At 43.9% G+C, this 20,920-nt stretch carries 22 protein-coding genes, 1 other RNA gene and 1 pseudogene; 4 read left to right on the forward strand and 20 right to left on the reverse strand.

The window, feature by feature from the left end; translation table 11 throughout:
- A partial coding sequence (locus H6F44_RS23505; RefSeq protein ID WP_190350305.1) for a helix-turn-helix domain-containing protein occupies positions 1–83 on the reverse strand: 83 nt, incomplete at its 3' end.
- A 197-nt stretch (positions 84–280) separates the two neighbouring features.
- On the opposite strand from H6F44_RS23505, the gene H6F44_RS06990 reads away from it, so the two are divergent.
- The gene (locus tag H6F44_RS06990; protein WP_190350241.1) at positions 281–553 is read left to right on the forward strand and encodes a TIGR03643 family protein; all 273 of its coding nucleotides are present in this window, start codon (positions 281–283) and stop codon (positions 551–553) included.
- Positions 550–3,474, forward strand: a complete 2,925-nt coding sequence (locus H6F44_RS06995) for a CHAT domain-containing protein (protein WP_190350242.1) — start codon at positions 550–552, stop codon at positions 3,472–3,474. Before H6F44_RS06990 ends, H6F44_RS06995 begins: the two co-directional genes overlap by 4 nt.
- A gap of 66 nt (positions 3,475–3,540) precedes the next feature.
- Here the strand turns inward: H6F44_RS06995 and ssrA are convergent.
- Positions 3,541–3,930: a transfer-messenger RNA gene (gene ssrA, locus H6F44_RS07000) on the reverse strand.
- Positions 3,931–4,063: 133 nt separating this feature from the next.
- On the opposite strand from ssrA, the gene H6F44_RS07005 reads away from it, so the two are divergent.
- The gene (locus H6F44_RS07005; RefSeq protein ID WP_190350243.1) at positions 4,064–6,712 is read left to right on the forward strand and encodes an ATP-binding protein; all 2,649 of its coding nucleotides are present in this window, start codon (positions 4,064–4,066) and stop codon (positions 6,710–6,712) included.
- A gap of 33 nt (positions 6,713–6,745) precedes the next feature.
- On the opposite strand, the gene H6F44_RS07010 is transcribed toward H6F44_RS07005, so the two are convergent.
- The 18 genes and pseudogenes from H6F44_RS07010 to H6F44_RS07095 form a co-directional block, all read right to left on the reverse strand.
- Complete coding sequence (locus H6F44_RS07010; protein WP_190350306.1) at positions 6,746–7,549, reverse strand: DUF6671 family protein; 804 nt, start codon at positions 7,547–7,549, stop codon at positions 6,746–6,748.
- A gap of 83 nt (positions 7,550–7,632) precedes the next feature.
- Positions 7,633–8,085, reverse strand: a complete 453-nt coding sequence (locus H6F44_RS07015) for a cupin domain-containing protein (protein ID WP_190350244.1) — start codon at positions 8,083–8,085, stop codon at positions 7,633–7,635.
- Between the two features lie 246 nt (positions 8,086–8,331).
- Positions 8,332–8,562 (reverse strand): hypothetical protein, encoded by a 231-nt coding sequence (locus H6F44_RS07020; RefSeq protein ID WP_190350245.1) that lies wholly within the window; start codon positions 8,560–8,562, stop codon positions 8,332–8,334.
- Positions 8,559–8,834, reverse strand: coding sequence for a hypothetical protein (locus H6F44_RS07025; protein WP_190350246.1), 276 nt, complete (start codon positions 8,832–8,834; stop codon positions 8,559–8,561). The genes H6F44_RS07020 and H6F44_RS07025 overlap by 4 nt, the downstream gene beginning before the upstream one ends.
- Before the next feature lie 143 nt (positions 8,835–8,977).
- Positions 8,978–10,471 (reverse strand): LCP family protein, encoded by a 1,494-nt coding sequence (locus tag H6F44_RS07030; RefSeq protein WP_190350307.1) that lies wholly within the window; start codon positions 10,469–10,471, stop codon positions 8,978–8,980.
- A 165-nt stretch (positions 10,472–10,636) separates the two neighbouring features.
- The gene (locus tag H6F44_RS07035; RefSeq protein ID WP_242016477.1) at positions 10,637–11,560 is read right to left on the reverse strand and encodes an ABC transporter substrate-binding protein; all 924 of its coding nucleotides are present in this window, start codon (positions 11,558–11,560) and stop codon (positions 10,637–10,639) included.
- A 68-nt stretch (positions 11,561–11,628) separates the two neighbouring features.
- Positions 11,629–12,162 (reverse strand): hypothetical protein, encoded by a 534-nt coding sequence (locus H6F44_RS07040; protein ID WP_242016478.1) that lies wholly within the window; start codon positions 12,160–12,162, stop codon positions 11,629–11,631.
- 94 nt (positions 12,163–12,256) lie between these two features.
- Positions 12,257–13,807, reverse strand: a complete 1,551-nt coding sequence (locus H6F44_RS07045) for a type ISP restriction/modification enzyme (protein WP_190350247.1) — start codon at positions 13,805–13,807, stop codon at positions 12,257–12,259.
- Between the two features lie 12 nt (positions 13,808–13,819).
- Entirely contained in the window at positions 13,820–14,044 is a 225-nt protein-coding gene (locus H6F44_RS07050; protein ID WP_190350248.1) for a type II toxin-antitoxin system HicB family antitoxin, read from the reverse strand.
- Positions 14,045–14,054: 10 nt separating this feature from the next.
- Positions 14,055–14,330 (reverse strand): type II toxin-antitoxin system RelE family toxin, encoded by a 276-nt coding sequence (locus tag H6F44_RS07055; RefSeq protein WP_190350249.1) that lies wholly within the window; start codon positions 14,328–14,330, stop codon positions 14,055–14,057.
- Positions 14,311–14,739 carry a DUF433 domain-containing protein gene (locus tag H6F44_RS22800; RefSeq protein ID WP_199302037.1) on the reverse strand — a complete coding sequence of 143 codons (429 nt, stop codon included), beginning with the start codon at positions 14,737–14,739 and terminating at the stop codon, positions 14,311–14,313. The genes H6F44_RS07055 and H6F44_RS22800 overlap by 20 nt, the downstream gene beginning before the upstream one ends.
- 112 nt (positions 14,740–14,851) lie before the next feature.
- On the reverse strand, positions 14,852–15,166 hold the full coding sequence (locus H6F44_RS07065; protein WP_190350250.1) for a XisI protein: 315 nt from the start codon (positions 15,164–15,166) through the stop codon (positions 14,852–14,854).
- Complete coding sequence (locus H6F44_RS07070; RefSeq protein ID WP_190350251.1) at positions 15,136–15,570, reverse strand: XisH family protein; 435 nt, start codon at positions 15,568–15,570, stop codon at positions 15,136–15,138. The genes H6F44_RS07065 and H6F44_RS07070 overlap by 31 nt, the downstream gene beginning before the upstream one ends.
- A gap of 23 nt (positions 15,571–15,593) precedes the next feature.
- Positions 15,594–16,928 (reverse strand): annotated as a pseudogene (locus tag H6F44_RS23955) (N-6 DNA methylase); the annotation flags it as partial.
- Positions 16,929–17,021: 93 nt separating this feature from the next.
- A complete protein-coding gene (locus tag H6F44_RS07080; protein ID WP_190350252.1) occupies positions 17,022–17,843 on the reverse strand; it encodes an ABC transporter ATP-binding protein in 822 nt (273 codons plus the stop codon).
- 2 nt (positions 17,844–17,845) lie between these two features.
- Complete coding sequence (locus H6F44_RS07085) at positions 17,846–18,859, reverse strand: FecCD family ABC transporter permease (protein WP_190350253.1); 1,014 nt, start codon at positions 18,857–18,859, stop codon at positions 17,846–17,848.
- A gap of 617 nt (positions 18,860–19,476) precedes the next feature.
- Positions 19,477–20,085, reverse strand: coding sequence for a Uma2 family endonuclease (locus H6F44_RS07090; protein WP_190350254.1), 609 nt, complete (start codon positions 20,083–20,085; stop codon positions 19,477–19,479).
- Complete coding sequence (locus H6F44_RS07095; RefSeq protein ID WP_190350255.1) at positions 20,082–20,438, reverse strand: DUF4351 domain-containing protein; 357 nt, start codon at positions 20,436–20,438, stop codon at positions 20,082–20,084. The genes H6F44_RS07090 and H6F44_RS07095 overlap by 4 nt, the downstream gene beginning before the upstream one ends.
- A 108-nt stretch (positions 20,439–20,546) precedes the next feature.
- Between H6F44_RS07095 and H6F44_RS07100 the strand changes: the two genes are divergently transcribed.
- Positions 20,547–20,900: a hypothetical protein gene (locus tag H6F44_RS07100; RefSeq protein WP_190350256.1), complete on the forward strand. Its 354-nt coding sequence runs from the start codon at positions 20,547–20,549 to the stop codon at positions 20,898–20,900.
- The last annotated feature ends 20 nt before the right edge of the window (positions 20,901–20,920 follow it).

Consider the following 20,920-nt stretch of genomic DNA (forward strand, 5'->3'; position numbering starts at 1 on the left):
CGAGCGCAACCCATCGTCCTCCTGAGCATGCTTTCTTGCGCCTGAGTTGGATAGAATCGGTACTTGAAAGCTTTTTGAGTCATACTTACATTATACTACTTGTTTTGTAAGATATCTAACTAATATAAAGCCGCACTAGAACGGCGGGGTTTTAAACCCATTTTTCTGATAACTAGCGACAACTTACAGCGCTTTGTATTTAAATCAAAACCAAGGAAAAATCACAAAGCATTGCTTCGCAGCGATCTAAGTTTTTTATAGACCCAAACTAGTCTCTATTATGAATCAGCAAGTACCGAAATTATTGAGCGCAGTTGATATCGATCGCATTGTGGAAATGGCATGGGAAGATCGCACCAGTTTTGATACGATCTATGACCAATTTGGGATTACTGAATCTGAAGTCATTCAAATCATGCGGCGAGAGATGAAGCGATCGTCTTTTTTGATGTGGCGCAAACGGGTTAGTGGGCGCAAGACTAAACACGCTAAAACCTCAAAGTCGCAAAGATTTCGTTGTGGCGAGCAGGATAAGTTCAAGAGTTCTCTATGATTTTAATGCGTAATTTGGCAGGATTGGGATTAACGATAGTGGCGATGATCGCCATGCCAGCGATCGCGGTTCACGATCTGGCGATCGCGCAGGAGATCGTACCGAAGCCAGCTAATAATGACAATCTGCGGACACAGGAAATTACGGAAGCAGTCTATCTCAAGCAATCGGGATATGATCGCCTCCAAAAAGCGGACATTCAAGGGGCGATCGCCGATCTGCAAAAGGCTTTGGCATTATTTCAAAAATGGCAAGCCACAGGGGGAGAACGGGATACTTTAAATTTTTTGGGAGAGGTGTATCTGGTGACGGGGCAGTATGCCCAAGCCATGCCTTACTTTGAAAAAGCATTAAAAATCGCCAAAACCATTGCCAAGGTCAATAACGATCCTAATAATGATCCTGATGTTGCCTATACATTGCAATATATCGCCGATGTTTATGACAAGCAAAGGCAATATCCCGCCGCATTACAGGTTTATCAAGAGGCGCTCACGATTTTTCGCGGTCTGCTCAAAGCGCAAAAGGGCGATCGCCAATCCTTGCTTGTCAGCGAAAGCGTGGTTTTGTCACGGCTGGCGGCGATTTATTTTAAAGCATCAAAGTATGACCTCGCCCTCGCCACTTACCAACAAATGATCCCCAATGCCGATGAACGGAGCGATCTCATTGGCAAGGTGCAGATTTTGAATAATAGCGGCGTAATTTATGCCAATCAAACCGAGTATGTCAAGGCTTTGGCTGCCTATGAGCAGGCATTAACTTTGGTGCGATCGCTCTGTTGCTATCGTGGTGATGAGGCGGCAATTTTAAATAATATTAGCTCCCTCTACTTCAGTCTTGGACAGAACCGCCGCGCTCTGGAAGTAGCAGATCAAGCTACCAAAATCTATTTGCGGCTCAGTACCGAAAAGTTTGCAGGTTTAAAAAAGACGGAAATCGAACTGCTCCACGATATTTTGGGCGAGGACAATAGCAACCCCACCCTCACCAGTCGGGGGCTGTCGGTGCGAGCAACCGTGGGCGATACTGCCAATAATGATGTGGTGGTCAAGGCAGGACAGGCAAATAATCTCACTAATCTTGCTCACCTCTATAGCAACAGTGGCAAGTATAACGAGGCGATCGCCTTCTTTCAAAAAGCGCGGATTATCTATCAAGAAATTGGCAATGATTTGGGCTTGGGCATCACCACCGACAATATTGGCAGTACCTATGCAAGATTGGGGCAGTTTGAACAGGCGATTAGCTTCCATCAGCAAGCGCTTACCCAATACGAAAAGGTGCGCGATCGCGCAGGGACGGGCGTGGCTTTGAGCAATCTCGGTCGCGCCTATGCCAATTTGGGCAACCGTAACGCCGCCATTGCCAATTATCAACAGGCTTTAAAAATTACTAGGGAAGTTAGCGATCGCAGTACCGAAGCAGTGGTGCTGGCAAATATCGGTGAACTCTTGGTACAGGCTCAGCAAATCGAAGCCGCGATCGCCTATCTCAAGCAATCGGTAAATGTGCGCGAAACCATTCGCCAATCGATCCGAATGCTGCCCCGCGAAGATCGTTCTGCCTATAAACAGAGTGTTTCCTATACTTATCGCACCTTAGCCAAAATGCTCCTAGAGCAGGGGCGGGTAATCGAAGCCTTGCAAATTCTCGATTTGCTGAAGGTGCAGGAACTGCAAGACTATCTCCGTGATGTCAAGGGCAGCGATCGCACCAGTTTAGGAATTACCCTATTTGCGCCCGAACAAGCTGTAATTAATGCTGATGTTCTTTCTTTAAGTCAAAATTCGGCAATGTCAGCGCAAATTCGGCAAATCGCCACCCAACAGGCGGCAAATCTTGCCACTTCGCGATCGCTCCTGACCAATTTACAAAAATTTGGCGATCGGGCGGCATTATTCTACCCCTTACTATTTGAAGATCAACTATTTCTAGTCGTTGTCCCCGCCAAGTCCGCGCCAATTCTCAAATCAATCAAGATTAAGTCCGCAGAGTTTACGGCGTTAATGAGAGACTTTCGAGCGGATTTACAAGATGCTGGCTCCAATGATGTCGAGAATTCTTCCTATCGGTTGTATAAGTATCTAATCGAACCGATCGCCGCCGAACTAGCCAAAGCCCAAATCGAACTGATTCTCTATGCCCCCGATGGACAGATGCGCTATATCCCCCTAGCGGCGCTCTATGATGGCAAGCAGTGGCTAGTCCAACGCTATCGGTTTAATTACCTAACCGCCCTAGGACTGCTAGATATGCCGCCCCCTAAAAGCTCGCAGCAGTTATCAACCAATCAACCCAAAGCGATCGCCGCCGCCTTTACCCAAGGACAAATCCAATTTGCGATCGGCTCTGAAAAATTTACCTTTACGGGCTTACCCTTTGCGGGGCTAGAAATTGAGACAGTTGCAAAGATTTTCCCTAACACCACTAAGCTATTAGACAATCTATTTGACCGCAAAACTGCCATTTCCGAGTTTGAGAATTATAATCTCATCCATTTGGCAACCCATGCCGCTTTTCTGAACGGTACACCCGAAGACTCCTTTGTGCTGATGGGCAACGGCGATCGCCTCAACCTACGTGAATTGCGAGAATGGCGCTTACCCAATACTCAATTGATCGTTTTGAGTGCCTGTCAAACTGCGGTTGGTGGTGTCCTCAGTAGTGGCGAAGAGATTCTAGGTTTTGGCTATCAAATTCAACGCACTGGTGCAAAAGCGGCGATCGCCTCACTTTGGACAGTCAGCGATCAAGGCACAAGTCTATTGATGGATAGTTTCTACAGCCAATTACAAAAGGGTACAGACATCATTAATTCCCTCCGCCAAGCCCAAATAGCCTTGATCTCCCGCCCCGATAACTTTCAGCATCCCTATTTTTGGTCAGGTTTTATTCTGGTTGGTAACGGTTCACATTAGAACGCAATATCGCAACTTGTTCTCAAAACAAAAAGAACACGCGAAGCGTGTTCTTTTTGTTGTTAGTTATGGAATCGGGCAGAGTCGAACTGCCGTCCGTACCAGCGCCTAACTTCCCAGTCATTCACAGGTTTATCTGATCTAATCCTCGCAGAGGGAATTGCTAATTATCTCTAGCAACCAAAGATGCACTGATAAAGTCTTAAGCCTTCAGCTTACCAGAGAAAGCTAAGGGCAGCATCCGTTGGGGGTTTGTCTGATTTGTTTAACGGAGTCACAATTCAGACCTCGAAACCGAAATTAGGTTCTTAGGCGGCTACAGGAGCGGCTTTACGAGAGAAGGATACGATGTTGTTCGCATTTACTTTTTTGAGCCATTGATTTACGAGAGGTAGCTCGCTCTCGACCTGCATCAAAGGATAGCTTCTACTAACACGTCGAAACCCTTACGATCCCAATTAACTGGAGTATAGCATATATTTAAGTATTCGAGAGATATTTTTGAATGACACTTTGCGTCATTCAAAAATATCTTAATAAAGCTGCAAAAATCCTATAGCCCTCTGCGTTCAAGACCAACAGACAACCTATGAACAATGCCATGCCCCGCCGTGAGAGTTTAGTCAGTCGCTTGATCTTTGGACTGACGACCAGCACTTCCTTACTAGCGACTGCGACCCTAATTTTGCTGCTGCATATTCAACAGGGGACACCTGAGCTAGAGGCTTTTACGACATGGTTAGCAGTGGTGATCCTTTCTGTGGGGTTGGGGTCTAGCCTATTTGTGGCTATTTCAATTATTCGGAGTATTCAGCCGCCTTTGCTGGAATTGTCGGAAACGGCGGCGGAGCTATCTACGGGCAATCTATCGGCGCGATCGCAGCTAAATCGGACGGATGAAATTGGCGAATTTGCCAAAGCTTTTAACGAGATGGCGGCGCATTTCGAGCTTAAGACAGCCACCCTTGAAGCTAGGGATATCCAGTTTGCGCTGCAAGCGATCGATCGGGTACTGGTTAATACCACCGATCAATATAAATTAATTAAAGCAAGTCTAGAAGAAATTTGTAAGCTTACGGGCGCACAGTTGGGCAGTATTTATTTATGGGAAAGCTCTAGTTCGCGTCCCGATGGTTGTTTGGTATTGGCGGCGGAATGGGGCTATAAGACCAGTCAGGCGCTGACCGAGATTAATTTGGGGGAAGGAATTATTGGGCAGGCGGGGCAGTTGGCGGAGGCGATCATTTGGGAGGGCGATCGCCTCAAAGGGCAAACCCTTGTATATCGCACTCCCGTTGGCGATTTGTTGCCCCAAAGTCTGTCTGCCTATCCTTTGCTGTTGCGCCAGAGCCTAGTGGGGGTTTTGTTTTTAGGTAGTTTGATCCCATTGGGCGATCGCAGTCGGAATATTTTGCAATCCATCGGTCGCCGCCTTGCCACGGCCATCAGCAACGCCCAGAGCATTGACACGATCGCCCGCCAGCGCGAAGAGCTAACTACGGTTTTTGAACAGCTTGCCGATGGGGTTCTGCTCAGCGATCCCGCAGGTAGGATTCTGAAAATTAATTCCGCAGGTCGTAAAATCCTCAGTGCTAATAGCAACAGCGCCAGCACCATTAATAGTAATGTGCCAGCATCTCCTGTGATTGCTAAGTCGATGGAAGAGATTGTGAAGCAATTTGACATTAGGCATCAGGATGGGGAACCCGTTGATTTGGCAAATTTGGTCGTATTTCGGGCGATGTCTACGGGGGAAGTGGTGGAGGATCAAGTGGTATTGCGGCAGTCTGATGGCAAGGAAATTATTCTCAGCACGAAGGCGGCTCCCCTCGTGGGTACGGAGTCAGAACTAATTGGCAGTGTGATGATTTTGCGCGATGTGACCGAACAGCGCTATCGCGACAAGATGATGCAGGAAACCAATAAAATCATGATCGAGCAGCAAAAGCGCATGAGCATTTTGCAACGCTTGACTAATTTGATCAACCAGCAGTTGCAGGATCTAGATGTGTTGTTGGAGTCAGTGGTGGAGGCAACCTGCGACGCGATTATGTGGACAGAAATTTGTGTGTTGCTGCTCTATGATGCTAAGGAAAATCGCCTCACCCTTTCTGCCACCAATGGACTACCTGAAGACTTTCCATTGCAAAAATCCTTTGATCTTGATGTTCCCAATTTGATTACACAGGTATTTAAAGAAGGTATTCCTGTGGAAATTAAATCTGGGGAATCACAGCTTTTAGATGATCTCATGGTCAAAAGCGCTCTTTGTGTGCCAATTGAGTCAAACCGTTCGGGGCGTTTGGGGGTATTGGCGATTGGGCATAGTCGTTTGGAGAAGGCGAGTTCCCGTGAAGATTTGAATCTATTGGCTTCCTTTGGCATTCAGGCAGCGATCGCGATCGGCAATGCTCAGTTAATCAATCAAATTGAAGCTCAAAATGCCCAACTACTAGAGGCAACTCAATTAAAGAGCCAATTTTTGGCAAATATGAGTCATGAGCTAAGAACGCCCATGAATGCGATTATTGGCTTTTCGCAGGTGTTGCTGCGTCAGCGCCGTGAGGTACTTTCCCCTAGCCAAATTGACATGGTGGAACGGATACTTCGCAATGGCAAAAATCTTTTGGATTTGATTAACGATATTCTCGATCTTTCCAAAATTGAAGCGGGCAAGATGGAAGCACATCCTGAGTTCTTTAACATAGATGAGCTAATTCGTCATACTTATGAAGGACTTCAGCCCCTAGCCACCATTAAAGCTTTAAACTTTACCTTCCAAAATCATATTGGGGTCTGTACGATTTATCACGATCCAACGCGGCTGAAGCAGGTTGTCACTAATTTAGTTTCTAACGCCATTAAATTTACTGATGCAGGGGAGGTTTGCATCGAACTGAAATATGTAAGTCCCAATAATTCTGGGGCGATCGCCAAAGAACCAACTGAAGTGACTGAAGCTATGGATATAGCTGCTTTGCCGCAGGTTGCGAAGTCTAATATTCTCATATCGGTGCGAGATACGGGCATCGGCATTGAGCCAGAGTTTCAGCGCACTATTTTCGAGCAGTTTCGGCAGGTGGATCAGTCTTCGACCCGCAAGCATGGCGGTACGGGCTTGGGCTTGGCGATTACGGAGCAGTTGGTGTTAATGATGGGTGGCACAATTTGCGTGGAGAGTGGGGTTAATCAGGGGTCGATTTTTACAGTGGAGTTGCCACCTAAATTGCAGGAGTGATACAGCCGATGAACAAAAATCTGCTGGGTTTGGCTAAGGATTACAATAATTACAGTACATCGCGTCAGCAACCCTTATGCCTGTGGGAAATAATATTTCTTGCTGAAATTCGCAGCGATCGCACTTGTATATATGGGCGCGGATCATTTGGGTTGGTAAACCACACAACTCGCATGGCAGACCTTTTAGGAGTTCGCCAACATCAAAATTCACAAAATTACAATTGGGGCAGAGTTGCTGCAATTTACGAACGAGATCTTCTGTCGCTTTGACAATATTTTTCATACGGGTGGGATTGTAGAGCGCTCGCATATCAGTTTCTATATGAATGGTGGGATATATTCTCAGTAGGTCTATGACAGTATTCTCAAGAATCTCCATTGAAGTAATGCCCTTATATATTGAAGATTTTGCGGTCTGGGCATCTGGCATTAAGATCACGGCATGATCGGGGAAGCCAATTTTGAGGGCAAACTCGTAGGCTTGGTCGTAGCTGGAAATTTCCTGATGCCGAAAATTCGTGTCTGTCGAGAGATATTCACCATATACAGCGAAATCATGCTTTTGATCTAGCAATAAAACTAGTTCGCGATTGTAGGCTATGCCTAAAATTGGATGGGGAAAGAAACTGCCTTCACTGGCGATCGCCAAATCAAGGCCACTTAATTCTAATGCCCTTGCAGCCTTGAGCTTGGCTGTTTCGATTTGACTTGCAGGGCGATCAATGTCGCGGGTAAAAGTCCCAAATAAGTCGCTATCAAAATCTTGAAGGACTAGAGACTTTATGCCTAATGATGACTCTAGAATCGGCGCGATCGCTAATTCCTTGCGGTGCATGGTGGCAATTACGGCTAGGCGATCGGCAAATTCAATAGTGTTGCTAACCAATATTTTCAAGGCTTTTCTGGTGAATCGTTTGATCAGTAGTTGCTGGATGCGTGACTAGCATCGTAAATGCTTGGATCATAGAGAACAACATTTTCTTGTTCGTTGGGATCATTGCGCGAGACGATCGCATGGGCTGCTTCAGTCTTACTGAGGTTATGGGGTTGATGTGGCACGCCTGCGGGAATAAAGATAAAATCCCCTGCCTCGTTGATTACAGATTGGCTCAATCCTTTGCCATAGCGAGTTTCGACCCTTCCCTTAACTAAATAAATCGCAGTTTCATAATCACGATGAAAATGAGGTTCGGCTTTACCCCCTGCGGGAATAATCACCAGATTCATAGAAATTCCCCGCGCCCCCGCAGTGGAGCCAGATATGCCAACAAAATAAGGTAGCCTTTGCAGAGTGGCGGTTTCACAGTCAGGACGAACTGTGATGATTTGGCTGGAATGGTCAGGTAAATGCTCGGAGATAGAGTTAACCATAATAGATGTGAAGATGTGCTATGGCTAGCGTAACGCATTTACAATACTTTTCGCTCAGACCCAAACCACAAAAATCTTAAAAATGTTGCTAAGCCATACTTGCCATGCTTTTCTATTGTGGCAAAGCCTTATTTTGCTTAGGTTTGCTGTATAACCAGCGATCGCTAAGATTCACGTATTGTGTGACTCTTTTTGTTTTGGGTAATAGATGCTGCGGGATTCGCCCACCATATTCCTTGATGTGAATTAGTCAGGATGGTAGGCAGTGATCACTACTTTCTTGTCAGGCGAATAGACAGCTTCGACCCTACCAAAGGATGAATGTACAAAATATACAAACCATCTACCTTGAAAAGTAGGAGCGCTACCAGACCGAAAATAACCAGCCTCTACCATAAGTTTTTCAAAGGTAGAAGCTGGTAAAGGCTTGATTTGCTTTAAGGTTATGCCCTTGATCTCATGTTTGCCTAGAGTCATGCAGCAATGTCCATGAGATCTGCTGACTTATTCTTATCGGTTAGCTTTTTGAACTTGCTGAAAGGTGTATGCCAAGAAATGTAGTTAGGTAATACATACCCAAAACCGACAAAGGTAGGAACAATGTAAGGGTAGGTGGTATTAGAACCTGTAAGGTCTATCCCTCCTATTCTGAGAGTGAAATCACCTAGCCAAAAGTAAAAGCCTACATAGCAAGCATCAAGGCTATGGGTAAGAGATCTCTTTGCGTCTTGAGAAAAACTAACATTCATATTATTTTTACTCTTTACTATTAGCTCTGTATAGATTTTACCTTAACTCAAAAAAGGCTTCCATCGCTAGATTTAACCATCATCCTGTGCTGAATCAGGGACAAATTTTGGGGGCGGACTAGGCGGTATATGTATAGGACAATTTAGGTTTTAGGTGTAACACTAGGCTTGAGCGGTTTGAGGGGAATATTATGCTCAAGTAGCCAATCCTTGCCAATTCGCACCGTAATATCCGACTCAATATCCCCTGTTGACTCCACCAAAATTTCCCCCAACCCCAACGCATCACGCAACTTTTCCGCAGTCTCGCGATCGCCGTTTTGAGCAATAATCTGGGTCTTGGCTAGAGGCTTATTCCAACGCTCATTGGCGGCAAATACTTGACCATATCCCGACTTCGACAAAGTGGTAATCGCCTTTTTCGAGCCTTCAGGCTGGGGCATACTGTCCTGTACCGATATGCGTAAAGCTTGCGGTGAGCTATCCATCAAACTTGATTCGGCACGTTGATAAACCCCAAAGTTTTGATTCATGATCTTGGCAAGGCGCTGATTGTCGAGAATCCAATAGCTGAGATTGTCAAACTCCCCAGGATTGCTAAATCTGCCTGGAGCCATGTGCATTTGAATGTTCTTGCGATCAATTTTGGCAGTATAACCAGCGATCGCTAGAAGTTCTTCCACCGACAAATTTGTATCAATATTATCTTTAACGATATTCAAAACTTCAGGTAACTTGCCAATGGTTTCGGGTTTGATTTTTTGTTCGACAAACGCTCTAAAGAAAGCTTGCTGGCGCTGTACCCGCCCAATATCACCTAGATCATCATGGCGGAAACGCATATATTGAATTGCCTTCTTGCCATTTAGCTTTTGCTGTCCCGCGTTGAGATTGATGTACAGCCTTTGGCTATCATCTTGATATTTCATCCGCTTAGGGACGTAGACATCCACACCTTCGAGGGCATCAATGATCTTGCCAAAACCATTGACGTTAAAGCGAATGTAGCGATCTATAGGAATGTCGCCAAGCACTTGGCTAACGGTACGCGCTGATAAGGATGCACCACCTGCATAGTTGGCAAAATTAATCTTGGTGTTGCCTATGCCTTGGATGTTCACACGACTATCACGGGGGATTGACAACACTGCCACTTTTTTAGTCGCAGGATCAAACCGAATGAGTAACATCGCATCGCTTAACCCATTGAGATTATCCTCAATCTCGGCAAAATGCTCGCCTCTTGCCTTGGTCGGAGCATTGGGCAGATCGGTACTCAAAACAATTGTGCCTAACACCAAAATGTTAACGGGACGGGTTAGGGTCGGGACACCCGCGATCGCCGAGGTCATGTCATTGCCATTGCGATTAAAAGCGCCTTCATCTGTAGACTGACGCTGAAATGGTCTACTGCTTAATACATAGGCAACACTTGCGCCTAGCCCCCCAGACAGCAGCGCCACAAACAACACCAAAAACAAAGACCATTTATGCTTGAACTTAGTATTGGGTTTGCTAACAATCTTATTTGTACCAGTATTCAAACCAGTATTTTTGCCTAGATTAATGGGATTACTTGCCACAGGTAGGTGATACTCCTCACGACTGAATATGGTTTTCAGCGATCGCCCACCCATAAACAAAGATGGGACTCAACACGATTAGGATAAATGCACCTGCATAGTTTCAACAGGCTTGTACTCAACTTTAGCACTATATTGTAATTATTCGTTACAATATAGCGCTAAATAGGGGCAAAGTTGCGAATTTATTAATTTTTCGACATTCCTAAGTTTCATGCATTAGGCGTTGACTTTCACAATTTCTTGCAACTTAGTACAAGCTTTAGCAATTGCATCAATACTTCCAGGATTGACTAGTCCGAAATAGTCGAAGGTGTAAACGCGATCGCTGGTCACGGCATCGAGCTTATTCCAAAAGGGAGTTTCCTTTAATTTATTAATTGTGCCATCACCCACATCTACGAGAATGAGAACCTGAGGATTTGCTTCTAAAACTTTTTCGGCTGAAAGGGTAATGTAGCCACGCATAGGGCTTTGACCTTGCAGCTCAGCTGCCGCATTGTTAATTTGGAACTGAGTTAATAAATCCCCTGCCCAGCTATTTTTATTAGGTGCAAGAATTGGTTGCGAACTGACGAGAACAAGGGTTGATTTGGGATTGGTCGCCTTTGTGGAAATTAAAGATTGATAGGACTGAATTAGGGCAGTGGGGTCAGCCTGTATTTCGGTGGCGATCGCTTTAGTTAATTCTTCTAAGGACTGCCAACTGGTGATACTAGAGGTCATGGTTTTTATGCCTAACCCCTTCAACTTTTCCAAAATTTGATCGTGAAATCCCGTTGCTCCAATTACCAAGTCAGGTTTAAGAGCAATGATTTTCTCTAAATTTGGCGGGGTTTGTCCTTCGCTAACTTGAGTGATTTTGGATATTTCGGCATTCTCTCTCAATAAGCGACTTCCAGGAATACCGACTAGTTTGTTTTTGTCTAAGCGATAGATAATATCGGCAGAGAGTGAAGTTAAGGCAACTACCTTAGAAGCGCCTACGGGTTTAACTTCGGCGGTGGATGACTGTGCGGGTGTGGTGGGAGCCACAGATTGAGGAGGAGAAGCGGGGTTGCAAGCTACGGTAAATATGGCGATTAAGGTAATAATTACCCAATTTCTGAGCGATCGCATAAGTTGAAATACTCGATAAATCATAATTATAGGCTATTAATAATTTGGATCTTGCGTAGGGTGCGTTAGCAGAGCGTAACGCACCCTACAAATTACTTGTTCAAAACCTTAGCGATCGCCTGTTTCTGCTCTTCGTCATAGCCCCATTTCTCAAGGAAAGCGGCATATTCGCCAGCATTGGTCTTTGCCGAATCTTGCATCTGAGTAGCGATCGCTTGCACTTCAGATAGATCAACTTTCTCAATTAATAGAGCCGTGCGTTTCGCCACGCGATCAGAACTTTGCGCCTGTGCCTCATCACCATTGCGGCGATGGGTGATTGCCATAGCGGTTGACATGGCGAGGTTTTTGACTAGCAATTCGGCGATCGCATTGGGGACGGCGTGCAAGGCTTGAATGATCGCGGGGCTAGGATTGTCGGCAAGCTCCCATTCACCTGTCAAGAAGCAGACAAAAAAGCCTCTAGCTCCATTGGCAGTTTTGACAAGGTTGGTGATTTCCGCTTGCAACTGAGCGTCATTGAGATCGCTGCGCGATAGCAGGGTTTCGGTATAGGCGATCGCTTCTTCAAAGGTCATGGGCTGCTCATTGTTCATCAACGTAATGTGTCGAAATTGAATACTCATTTTTAATTGCTCCAAAATTTAAAAAGTTATATATCTCTGTCGCGCCATGCGTTCATGATTTTATCGGTCTGTGGATGTCGCATATTTGTCATGCCTAATTTTTTGGTATTCCCAAATCTGATAAGCCTTTGACTATTTTAACGGTTTCTAAACTAACAGTGATTACTTGCTTAATCAATCTCACGATGTATTCTTCGTCATCAAGGCGATTGGGATCGTTGGTGATGCCGCTTCGTTTGTCGGTGCTGACTTGGTATTGATCGATGATCCAGTCTAGGGCGGAACGGTTGCCTAGTTTGTATTCAAAGGTTTCTGGGGGAATACCTGCAAGCGTGAGGAAGTCGTTATATTTGATTTGGGTTTTGTCTTTGCTAAGGCGCATTTTTTCGACTCGCCAATCAATTGGCAGGTCTTTATTTTCAATATATTTGAGGCGATATTCTGGTTGTTGTTCGTAGTTGATATGGATTTCGGTGAGGCGTTTTCCTGCTGTGGCAAAGGGATGAAACTCTGGTGCGAAAGGGATGCGCGGTAGTTCGCGTTTGAGGTTGGCGGCGTAACGTTGACGATAGTGGGGATGATGGAGTAGGGCGTAGGTGTAATGGAAGATGTCCCATTTGGTAATTTTGGGATCTTGATAATGGGTTTGAAATTGTTCTAACGCCCAATCAGTGATGTTTTCGCGGCGGTTAGTTCCATCTTCATCATAGAAATAGAAAGGGAAGCATTGAGTAGTACATCCAGATCCATTTAGATGTAAATCACTAATCTGATTTGAACCAATCACCAAAAATGGTTTCTCAGATCCTGAACCTGTAAGACAAATTACCTGATTCTTTTTTTCTATTTCAAGGTTGGGGAAGATGTAAGGAAATAGCCCACGTCGATCATTTAGAGTGTCGTCAAAGTATAGAAATTGCTTACAAAACGGACGATACAAAGCAAATCTAATTTGCTCAGAATTGTAATTATTTAATACCCCTCTTTTTAAATATATTTTGAGGGTACTACTCCAGCTAATTTTTGAGTCATCGTAAGTTACAAAATCATCAGCATTAGTTAGTTTTGCTCCTTTCTGATTCCATCGATTTACCTGTTCGTTATAAGCATCAATAGTTTTCTGGATATTACTAGATAGCTCATCTGAGTTAAAGTTGTAAACCCAAGCATCACGGCTAGAATGTAAACCATTGCTAAATACCTGAAAAATTGAATCTACAGAATCATCTTGTCGAGATCTAGAATCTTTATTGCCAATTGAGATGAACTCACTAAATTCATCTTCCATCCCATTAGTTAGCCAAATATATTTTTTGTCTGGTTGAATCTCTTGCCAATCAACATTTTGAAGACTTTCAAACTTCTCCAAACAACTTAACTTCTGTTCCTTGCGCCAAAACTCATCCATCCGCGCATAGTAGATTTCGGCTCTTTTGACATCCTCTGGTTTTAGCCCCGTTTTTTTAGCAATGTCAGTGAGCTTAGTCGCTTCGATTAGATCGTTATCGGCAAAAGTGAAAACATAATCATCACAGCCGTCACGTTCTAGAATCTTGTGCGATCCAGTTTGACGCTTAACTTTCCATCCAATTTTTTCTAGTGCGGCTAATACTTTTCTTGGTTTTGCAGACGACCATTGACTCATGATAATAAATTCCTACATTGCCACAAAGTCAAAACTAGTCAAACCCAAAGCCATTTCTCCATGCTCTAACTTGTCAGCAATAATCCGTAACGCTAGAGCTTGAACATTTGCGATCGCCTGTTGTTGACTATTTCCATAGACTAAAGCGCCCGAAATTTCGAGGATTTCAGCAATCCAGCGACCATCATCTTCTTGCTCTGTTTCAATGGTGAAATGATTAGAAATATGTTGTGTCATAATGCTTTCCTTAATAAATATCTCCCCTAAAATCTATCGCATAAATGAGTAATTCATTTTGTTCAAAATCAATTACATATATAACCCTGATTTTCCCAATCCTTAGCCTTGAGAAGCCATCCCAAGAACCTTTTAATGGCTTGACATCAAGTTCTTTAGAGATAATTGAATCTGGCTTTTCCGCTAAATCAAGTAAATAGAGAATTTTAGCTTTGATTTTTTCGCTATCTTTGGGTGGAATCTTTTCAAGAAACTTGATCGCATTTTTACTTAAAACTAGTTTCATTTCTCACCCAATCTGTCATATCTACAAATTCGGATCTGTCATAATCAGATGGCGAACCAAAATGATCCTCAATATCCGCTTGTTCTTCATCACTGACACAAGGCATCTGAGAGAAGATAAAAGCAAATTTCTCCTTTCTCAAAACCTCGTTCATTGTCTCTTGGACAGTCTGTTGAACAACCTCTTTGAGTCCTTGAGTCTCTAGATTGACTCTTAATGTCGTAGCCACATACTGTAGAACCTCTTGTATGTCCTCTGCCTCTAAATCAGGGAATGCCTGTAAAATTTCTTGATCCCGCATTCCATCAGCAAACATATCAAAGATAGTGGTAACAGGTATTCTCAAAGAGCGAATACATGGCACACCACCCATTTTTTGAGGATTAGTTGTAATTCTCGCAAATTGCATAGCTGATTTAACCTCTAACGCTTTCTTACAAATATATTAACATTTACCCAAACTTGGATGTCAAACACATTGTAAATAGATTTGGAAGTGTGTTTACGGATATTATCACAAATTAAACAGCTTGAAATTCAGGTAAAAAAGCAAGCACAATATCTCGTTCAGGAATCCCTTTCTCTATCAAATCCTGAGTAATTCCACTCTCAATTCCATCATATTCAATTAAAACTTTATTGTCTTTGATACTCACATAAATCAAATTACCACGCACACGTCGATCTCTATCCCAACCGAATTGCATTAGTGCATAGCGACTATTCACATCATCAAATATCGGCTCTAAGTGAATATTGCCATGAGACGGACGGAACTTAGCATATTCACTAATTACTTGCTTGATTACTGCTTGGTAGGATTTGATGGTATCCATTGAGTTATCTCCTTAGTACTTAGATTTACGATAACAAGTTTTAACGGGATTTCAGCGATCGCTAGTTTACCAATTGGTTCATTAAATATATCGCTATAAGTTGCCTCAGAAATTGCCAAATACAGATCACGCTCTGGGTCAATCTGATTGAGCAATATGCGATACAAAGAATATTGCCCGATCGCTTGCTCTAAGTCATTAACTTGAGACTGACCTCGAAACTGTTTGATTTCGATGGCAATTTGTTTATTTCCTTGCTGAAGCCCAATAAACCCACTTGCACCAAGATCAACAAACAAAAAGCGATCGCCATAGGAAATAACATAGGGATCGTCAGTAATTTCCCATCCATCTTTAATAACTGCTTCTTTTACAGTTTCATGAATGGAATCTCTAGCTGGCAAATTGTTTACTCCTCATCTATTACTTTTCTTCTTATAAAAATATTAACACTTACCCCAACCTGAATGCCAAAAACATTATGAGTTGTACCTGATAATTTAGGGTTCTTGCGAATATTGCCGCCTAAATCAAACACATAAATTTGATCAAATTCCTGTTCTAAATATTGACGCATTCCATCAAACGCAATCCCATCAATAAAACTGTTGTTAGTCACAAATGCAACCACTCCTTCATCACCAATTCTATCCGATGCCCAACGAATTGCTTTCACATAGGGATCGGAAAGAGAATTTTTTAAAGTTGCCTTTGAAGCTTTGGCATAGGTAGCTGCCACGCGATCGTCAATCCCAGTCTTGTTTTTAGTCTGGTACTTGCGATTCTTATTGTTATCATTCTCATTCAACTGTCCCACATTGTATGGAGGATTCCCAATCACCACAAATAAATCTGACTCCCTTTGTCTCTCCACCCGTTTCATATTCTCAGGCGTAAACAACCCCAACTGCTCAATACGCTGATCCTCAAACGTATCCACCAAACAAATCCCCTCAAACGCCTCATACTTCCCAGTCTACTCAAAATACTCATGCTCAATATTCATCGAAGCAATGTAATAGGGCAACAACATCACCTCATTGCAATGCAACTCATGCTCATACTTGTGAGGCAAAGCCGACTTCTGGATTTCCGCAATCTCGCGCATCACCCGCATAATGAAATTTCCCGTACCCACAAACGGATCGAGAATATGCACCCCCTTATCTACAAGCGACTTGCCAAACTCCCGTTGCAAAATCTCCTCCACACTCTTCACCATGAAATTCACAATCGGCTGCGGTGTATACACAATCCCATGCGTATCCGCCACCTTTGTCGAAAAGCCCTGAAAGAACTTCTCATAGACCGTATTCAAAAAATCCTGCTTTTGCGAAAAATCATCAATCGTAGCCGCCGTCTCCTCGATCGCCCCATAAAACCGATCCAAACTACTCAAAAAATGAGCGCGGCTGAAATGCTTAGAAGTCAAGGCATTGATCACCTTCTCAATCTCAACCGCAATAATATTTCTCTGAGCAAAATCAGGATTATTAAACACACTCCGAAAAATTCGTTCCGTTAGCAAATGCTGAATCAACATCTCCTCAACCGCCGATTCTGCCAAATTAGGATTAATCGACTGCCGACACAGCAACATAAACGCCGCAAATGCATCGATAAATTTTTTGTTAGTTTTCTCCTGTACCCGAATTAGCTCCAGCAAAGCCGTAGCATGATCCTTCACGCGATCGCCAAATTCTTCAGCCGCCTTTTCCCATTGCGCGATCGCTGGCGCACGATATTCAAAAAACTGGCGGACGATAACACTACTATAGACTGTGTAAGAAAATAAATACGATCGCTTCGGTGAATTATTGACCTATTCAAGGGATGATTGCCATCTCCCTAATACTTATTCTAAAGTATGCGATGGCGAGAGCAAACAGATCTGCAATCCCACAGGCGTAATGATCGTCACCGCTTCCACATCAAAAACTTGACGGAGATTGTCAGGAGTGATGACATCAGCCGATCGCCCGATCGCTATGATCTCACCCTGCTTTAACATCACTAGGCGATCGCTATAACGAACCGCCAGATTAATATCATGCAGCACCGTAATAATCGACAATTGATGTTCTTGGTTGAGGGTCTTCAGCAGTTCTAATAGTTCTAATTGATGATGTAAATCCAAAAATGTAGTTGGTTCATCTAGTAAGAGAACTTGAGGATTTTGGGCTAGGGTTAATGCTAGGAAAGCCCTTTGGCGCTCACCACCCGAAAGCTGTTCGACAGGGCGATCGCTTAATGCCGTAAGTTGCGTTTGGGCGATCGCTATCTCCACCATTTGCCGATCCTCTGCATTCAGATCCCATTGCCACCAAGGTTGATGGGGCGTGCGTCCTAGACTCACTAGTTGCCTTACCGTCAAACCCGATGGAATCGTCTGCTGTTGTGGCAAAATCGCTAACTGTCGGGCGACCACATTGGCGGGCTGTTGATGAATGGCTTTCCCATCCAGTAAAACCACGCCTGTTTGCGGTGTCAGAATTCGACTGCATAGCTTCAACAAAGTTGATTTACCAGAACCATTTGCCCCCACCAAACTCAACCATTCGCCTTTATGGAGAGATAGGGACACATCCTGCAAAATTGTCTGCTTGCCATAGCCACCGACTAGATTTTGTACCTCTAGCAATGCTTCAGCAAGATTATAGGAATCATGATTATCCATTACTAACCTCTCTGACCGCGCCGATAGAGTAACCAAATAAATAATGGCGACCCCAGTAGCGCCGTCACTGCGCCCACAGGTAATTCCACCGTACCGAGTCGCGATAGCAAATCCGCAAGCGTCAACACCCAAGCACCACCAATCGCGGAGCATGGCAAAATCCATCGGTAATCAGAACCGACGAGCAAGCGCACACCATGAGGTACGACTAAGCCGACAAAACCGATTAGCCCCGCCATGCTGACAGCACTCGCTGCCAGTAAACTCGCCACTGCGCCGATCGCTAAACGCGATCGCACTAACGAAGTTCCCAATCCTGAGGCGAGGTCGTCGCCAAGATTCAGCAAATTCAATGGACGAGCTAATAGACAACCTGCGATTAGCGCCATACCCACATAGAGACCAACATTATTCACCTCAGCCCAGCCGCGCCCATTGAGGCTACCAATTAGCCAATTCAATGCCGATTGAATCCTGCCATCATCCGCAAGCAGGAGCAGCGTAGTTTGGATTGCGCCAAACATGGAACTAATCGCCACACCCGCCAAAATCAAGCGCTCAACGGATAGCCCCCCGCCCAAATAGCCAAGGGTATAAACGAGAGTTGCCGTAGCGATCGCACCTACCCATGCGCCTATGGGAACTAAGGTTTGGACTACGCCAAGGGTAATCATGGCGATCGCCACGAGTCCCGCCCCTGCGGAAATGCCCAACACAAAGGGATCGGCAAGTCCATTTCGCAACATTCCTTGCAGCAAAGCTCCTGACATTCCCAGCGCCGCACCGACCACCATCGCGGCAATGATGCGCGGTAATCGCAATTCCCAAATAATCGTTTGATTGACCGATTCGCCTTGATGCCAAAGCGCTTGCCAGAGTTCGTTCCAACTCAGGGGAACAGCCCCTTTGCATAGGGAAACTGCCATTGTCAATAGCAGTCCAATCGTCAACAAACCTAACGTGGGTAAGAAGCGATCGCGCAGCAAATAATTAAATTTAACTTTCTGAACTAACATTGACTCAAATTAACCTAAGGACTCTAATACTAGCTTGTGCCATAAGATAAGTTGTTAGACTTAAACGTAGGATGGGTTAGCGAAAGCGTAACCCATCATTAGGTATAATTGAGGCTGTTTATAATTGATTCGTTACGCAGCACTAACGCATCCTACACATAATTAAGCTTTTGACTGGATCTCTTCAGCCGCGCTCTCAGTATTACCAGTCTGAGTCCCAAAAAACAAACCAATCTTAGCCACAATATTTTCTTCCTGATTTAATTATTAAAACTTGAATGCAATGTCAAATAGTGATTCTTCCAGCTAATTAAGCCATCAAGTCGTAGTTAATTTAAAGCTCTTGTCATCGTTACTCTTTAATGAAAACATGATGACACTTTCGTTAATTGAAAACCAAATCCAGCAAAGGTTTTTACATTCAGAAACGGCGTAGTTGTGTCTGAATTTAGTATTAGCGATCGCCTGTAGTAGATTCCCAATGATAAATATCAAAATAGAAAGGTGTAAGCGTAAAGACCGAAAGAGTAGATCCGTAGATCTATGCTATGACCCCGTTAAGCTATTAATTGCTAGTTAGTAAGCAATTGATTCAAAACATCTTTACTAGAGCATAATCAAAACAATTCTTGCCACTCAAACACCACATCATCAAAGGCAAGTATGGAGAGGCGATCGCCTTGAGTATAAAGACAGGTTTGCTTATAGCCTAACTCTGAGGGTTGCGAAAAGCCTGTAATCGTTTTGGTATTCACATCAAATAACCACATCTGCGGAATCCCTGCGACACCATAGAGCTTTGCCTTCACATCGCGATCGTATTCAAGGGAGCTATCAGCAACCTCAATAATTAACAAAATATCCGCAGGCGTTGGCAAACCCTCCTCATAAAAATCATCACGATATTTCAAAACCACAATATCTGGCTGTGGCTGTGATTTGTTACCAAGATCGATAGGGTTCTGCACCCAGATAATGACTTGCTCCCTTAGCTTTGACTCAAGCTTTTTAGAAAATCGCCCTACAGAAACGGCGTGTTTTAGCCCAATTGGTGACATCGCAATAATTTCTCCGTTAATTAACTCATAGCGATCGCTATCGGCAAATACACCGCGCTCATACATCAGTTGAAATTGGGCGATCGTAAATCGCATTACATGGGGCTGATCTGGATTTGGCACTTCCTGATTAGGCGATAAGCTGGGTACTAATAGTTGTGCAGTCATAATCTTGCTAACCGATATCTTTGGGCGCTGATTTTTTTAGATGCTGATTTTTTAGATTGTGTTTTAGGACTTAGCCAAACCGTCACATCATCGAGACTCTGAAAATCTAACAACGCCTCCCCAAAAGCCTCTAAACGTTTTAGCGATAAAGCTTTAATTTTTTTGACTAAGCGATCGAGCAGATCCCCAAATTTACGCCGCAATAAACGTAAAGCCAAATCTAGCTCGCCCTGCTGAATGCCCTGCTGCACACCTTTGGCAAGTAAATCTTGATAAGTTACTGACTCGCGCATGATTTCTTCTCTCAGCAATTGACGCAAAATCTCCTTGCTATATCGTAACCCACCCAACATAATTGCGGATAAAGCTTGAATAGGCTATATATTGCTAAAATGTTACATATCGCTTGAAAACGCAATATAAATTAACTTCCTGTAAAAATCTAGAAAAAGGTAATCTCTATGGCACTTTTTGGTTTGTTTGGTAAAAAGGATAACAATAAAGACTCTGAAAATTCTGAGTCTTCTTACTTTCTCGATCAAGATGCCGCTAAGACCTTTGGCGATATCAACTATATGCGAACCCCTAAAGCAGTAAAGAAAACCTTTCCAACCGTCAATGGGGTGAAAGGGGCTGAAATCATAGAGTCGGTTTCGGCAACGGAAAAAGCCGAGGTTGATGAAGTTGCTGAAAATTCTAACAAGACATCGGAAGCGATCGCCCAACCATCCTTTGAACCCAAAAAGATTAATACCCGCGTTGATTCTAGTATGGATATTTTCCTGAATATGGCAAAGGACGTTAAAAAGCGTTAACCAAAGCAAATTCCCAAATG

Source organism: Pseudanabaena cinerea FACHB-1277, assembly GCF_014696345.1.
Lineage (GTDB): Bacteria > Cyanobacteriota > Cyanobacteriia > Pseudanabaenales > Pseudanabaenaceae > Pseudanabaena > Pseudanabaena cinerea.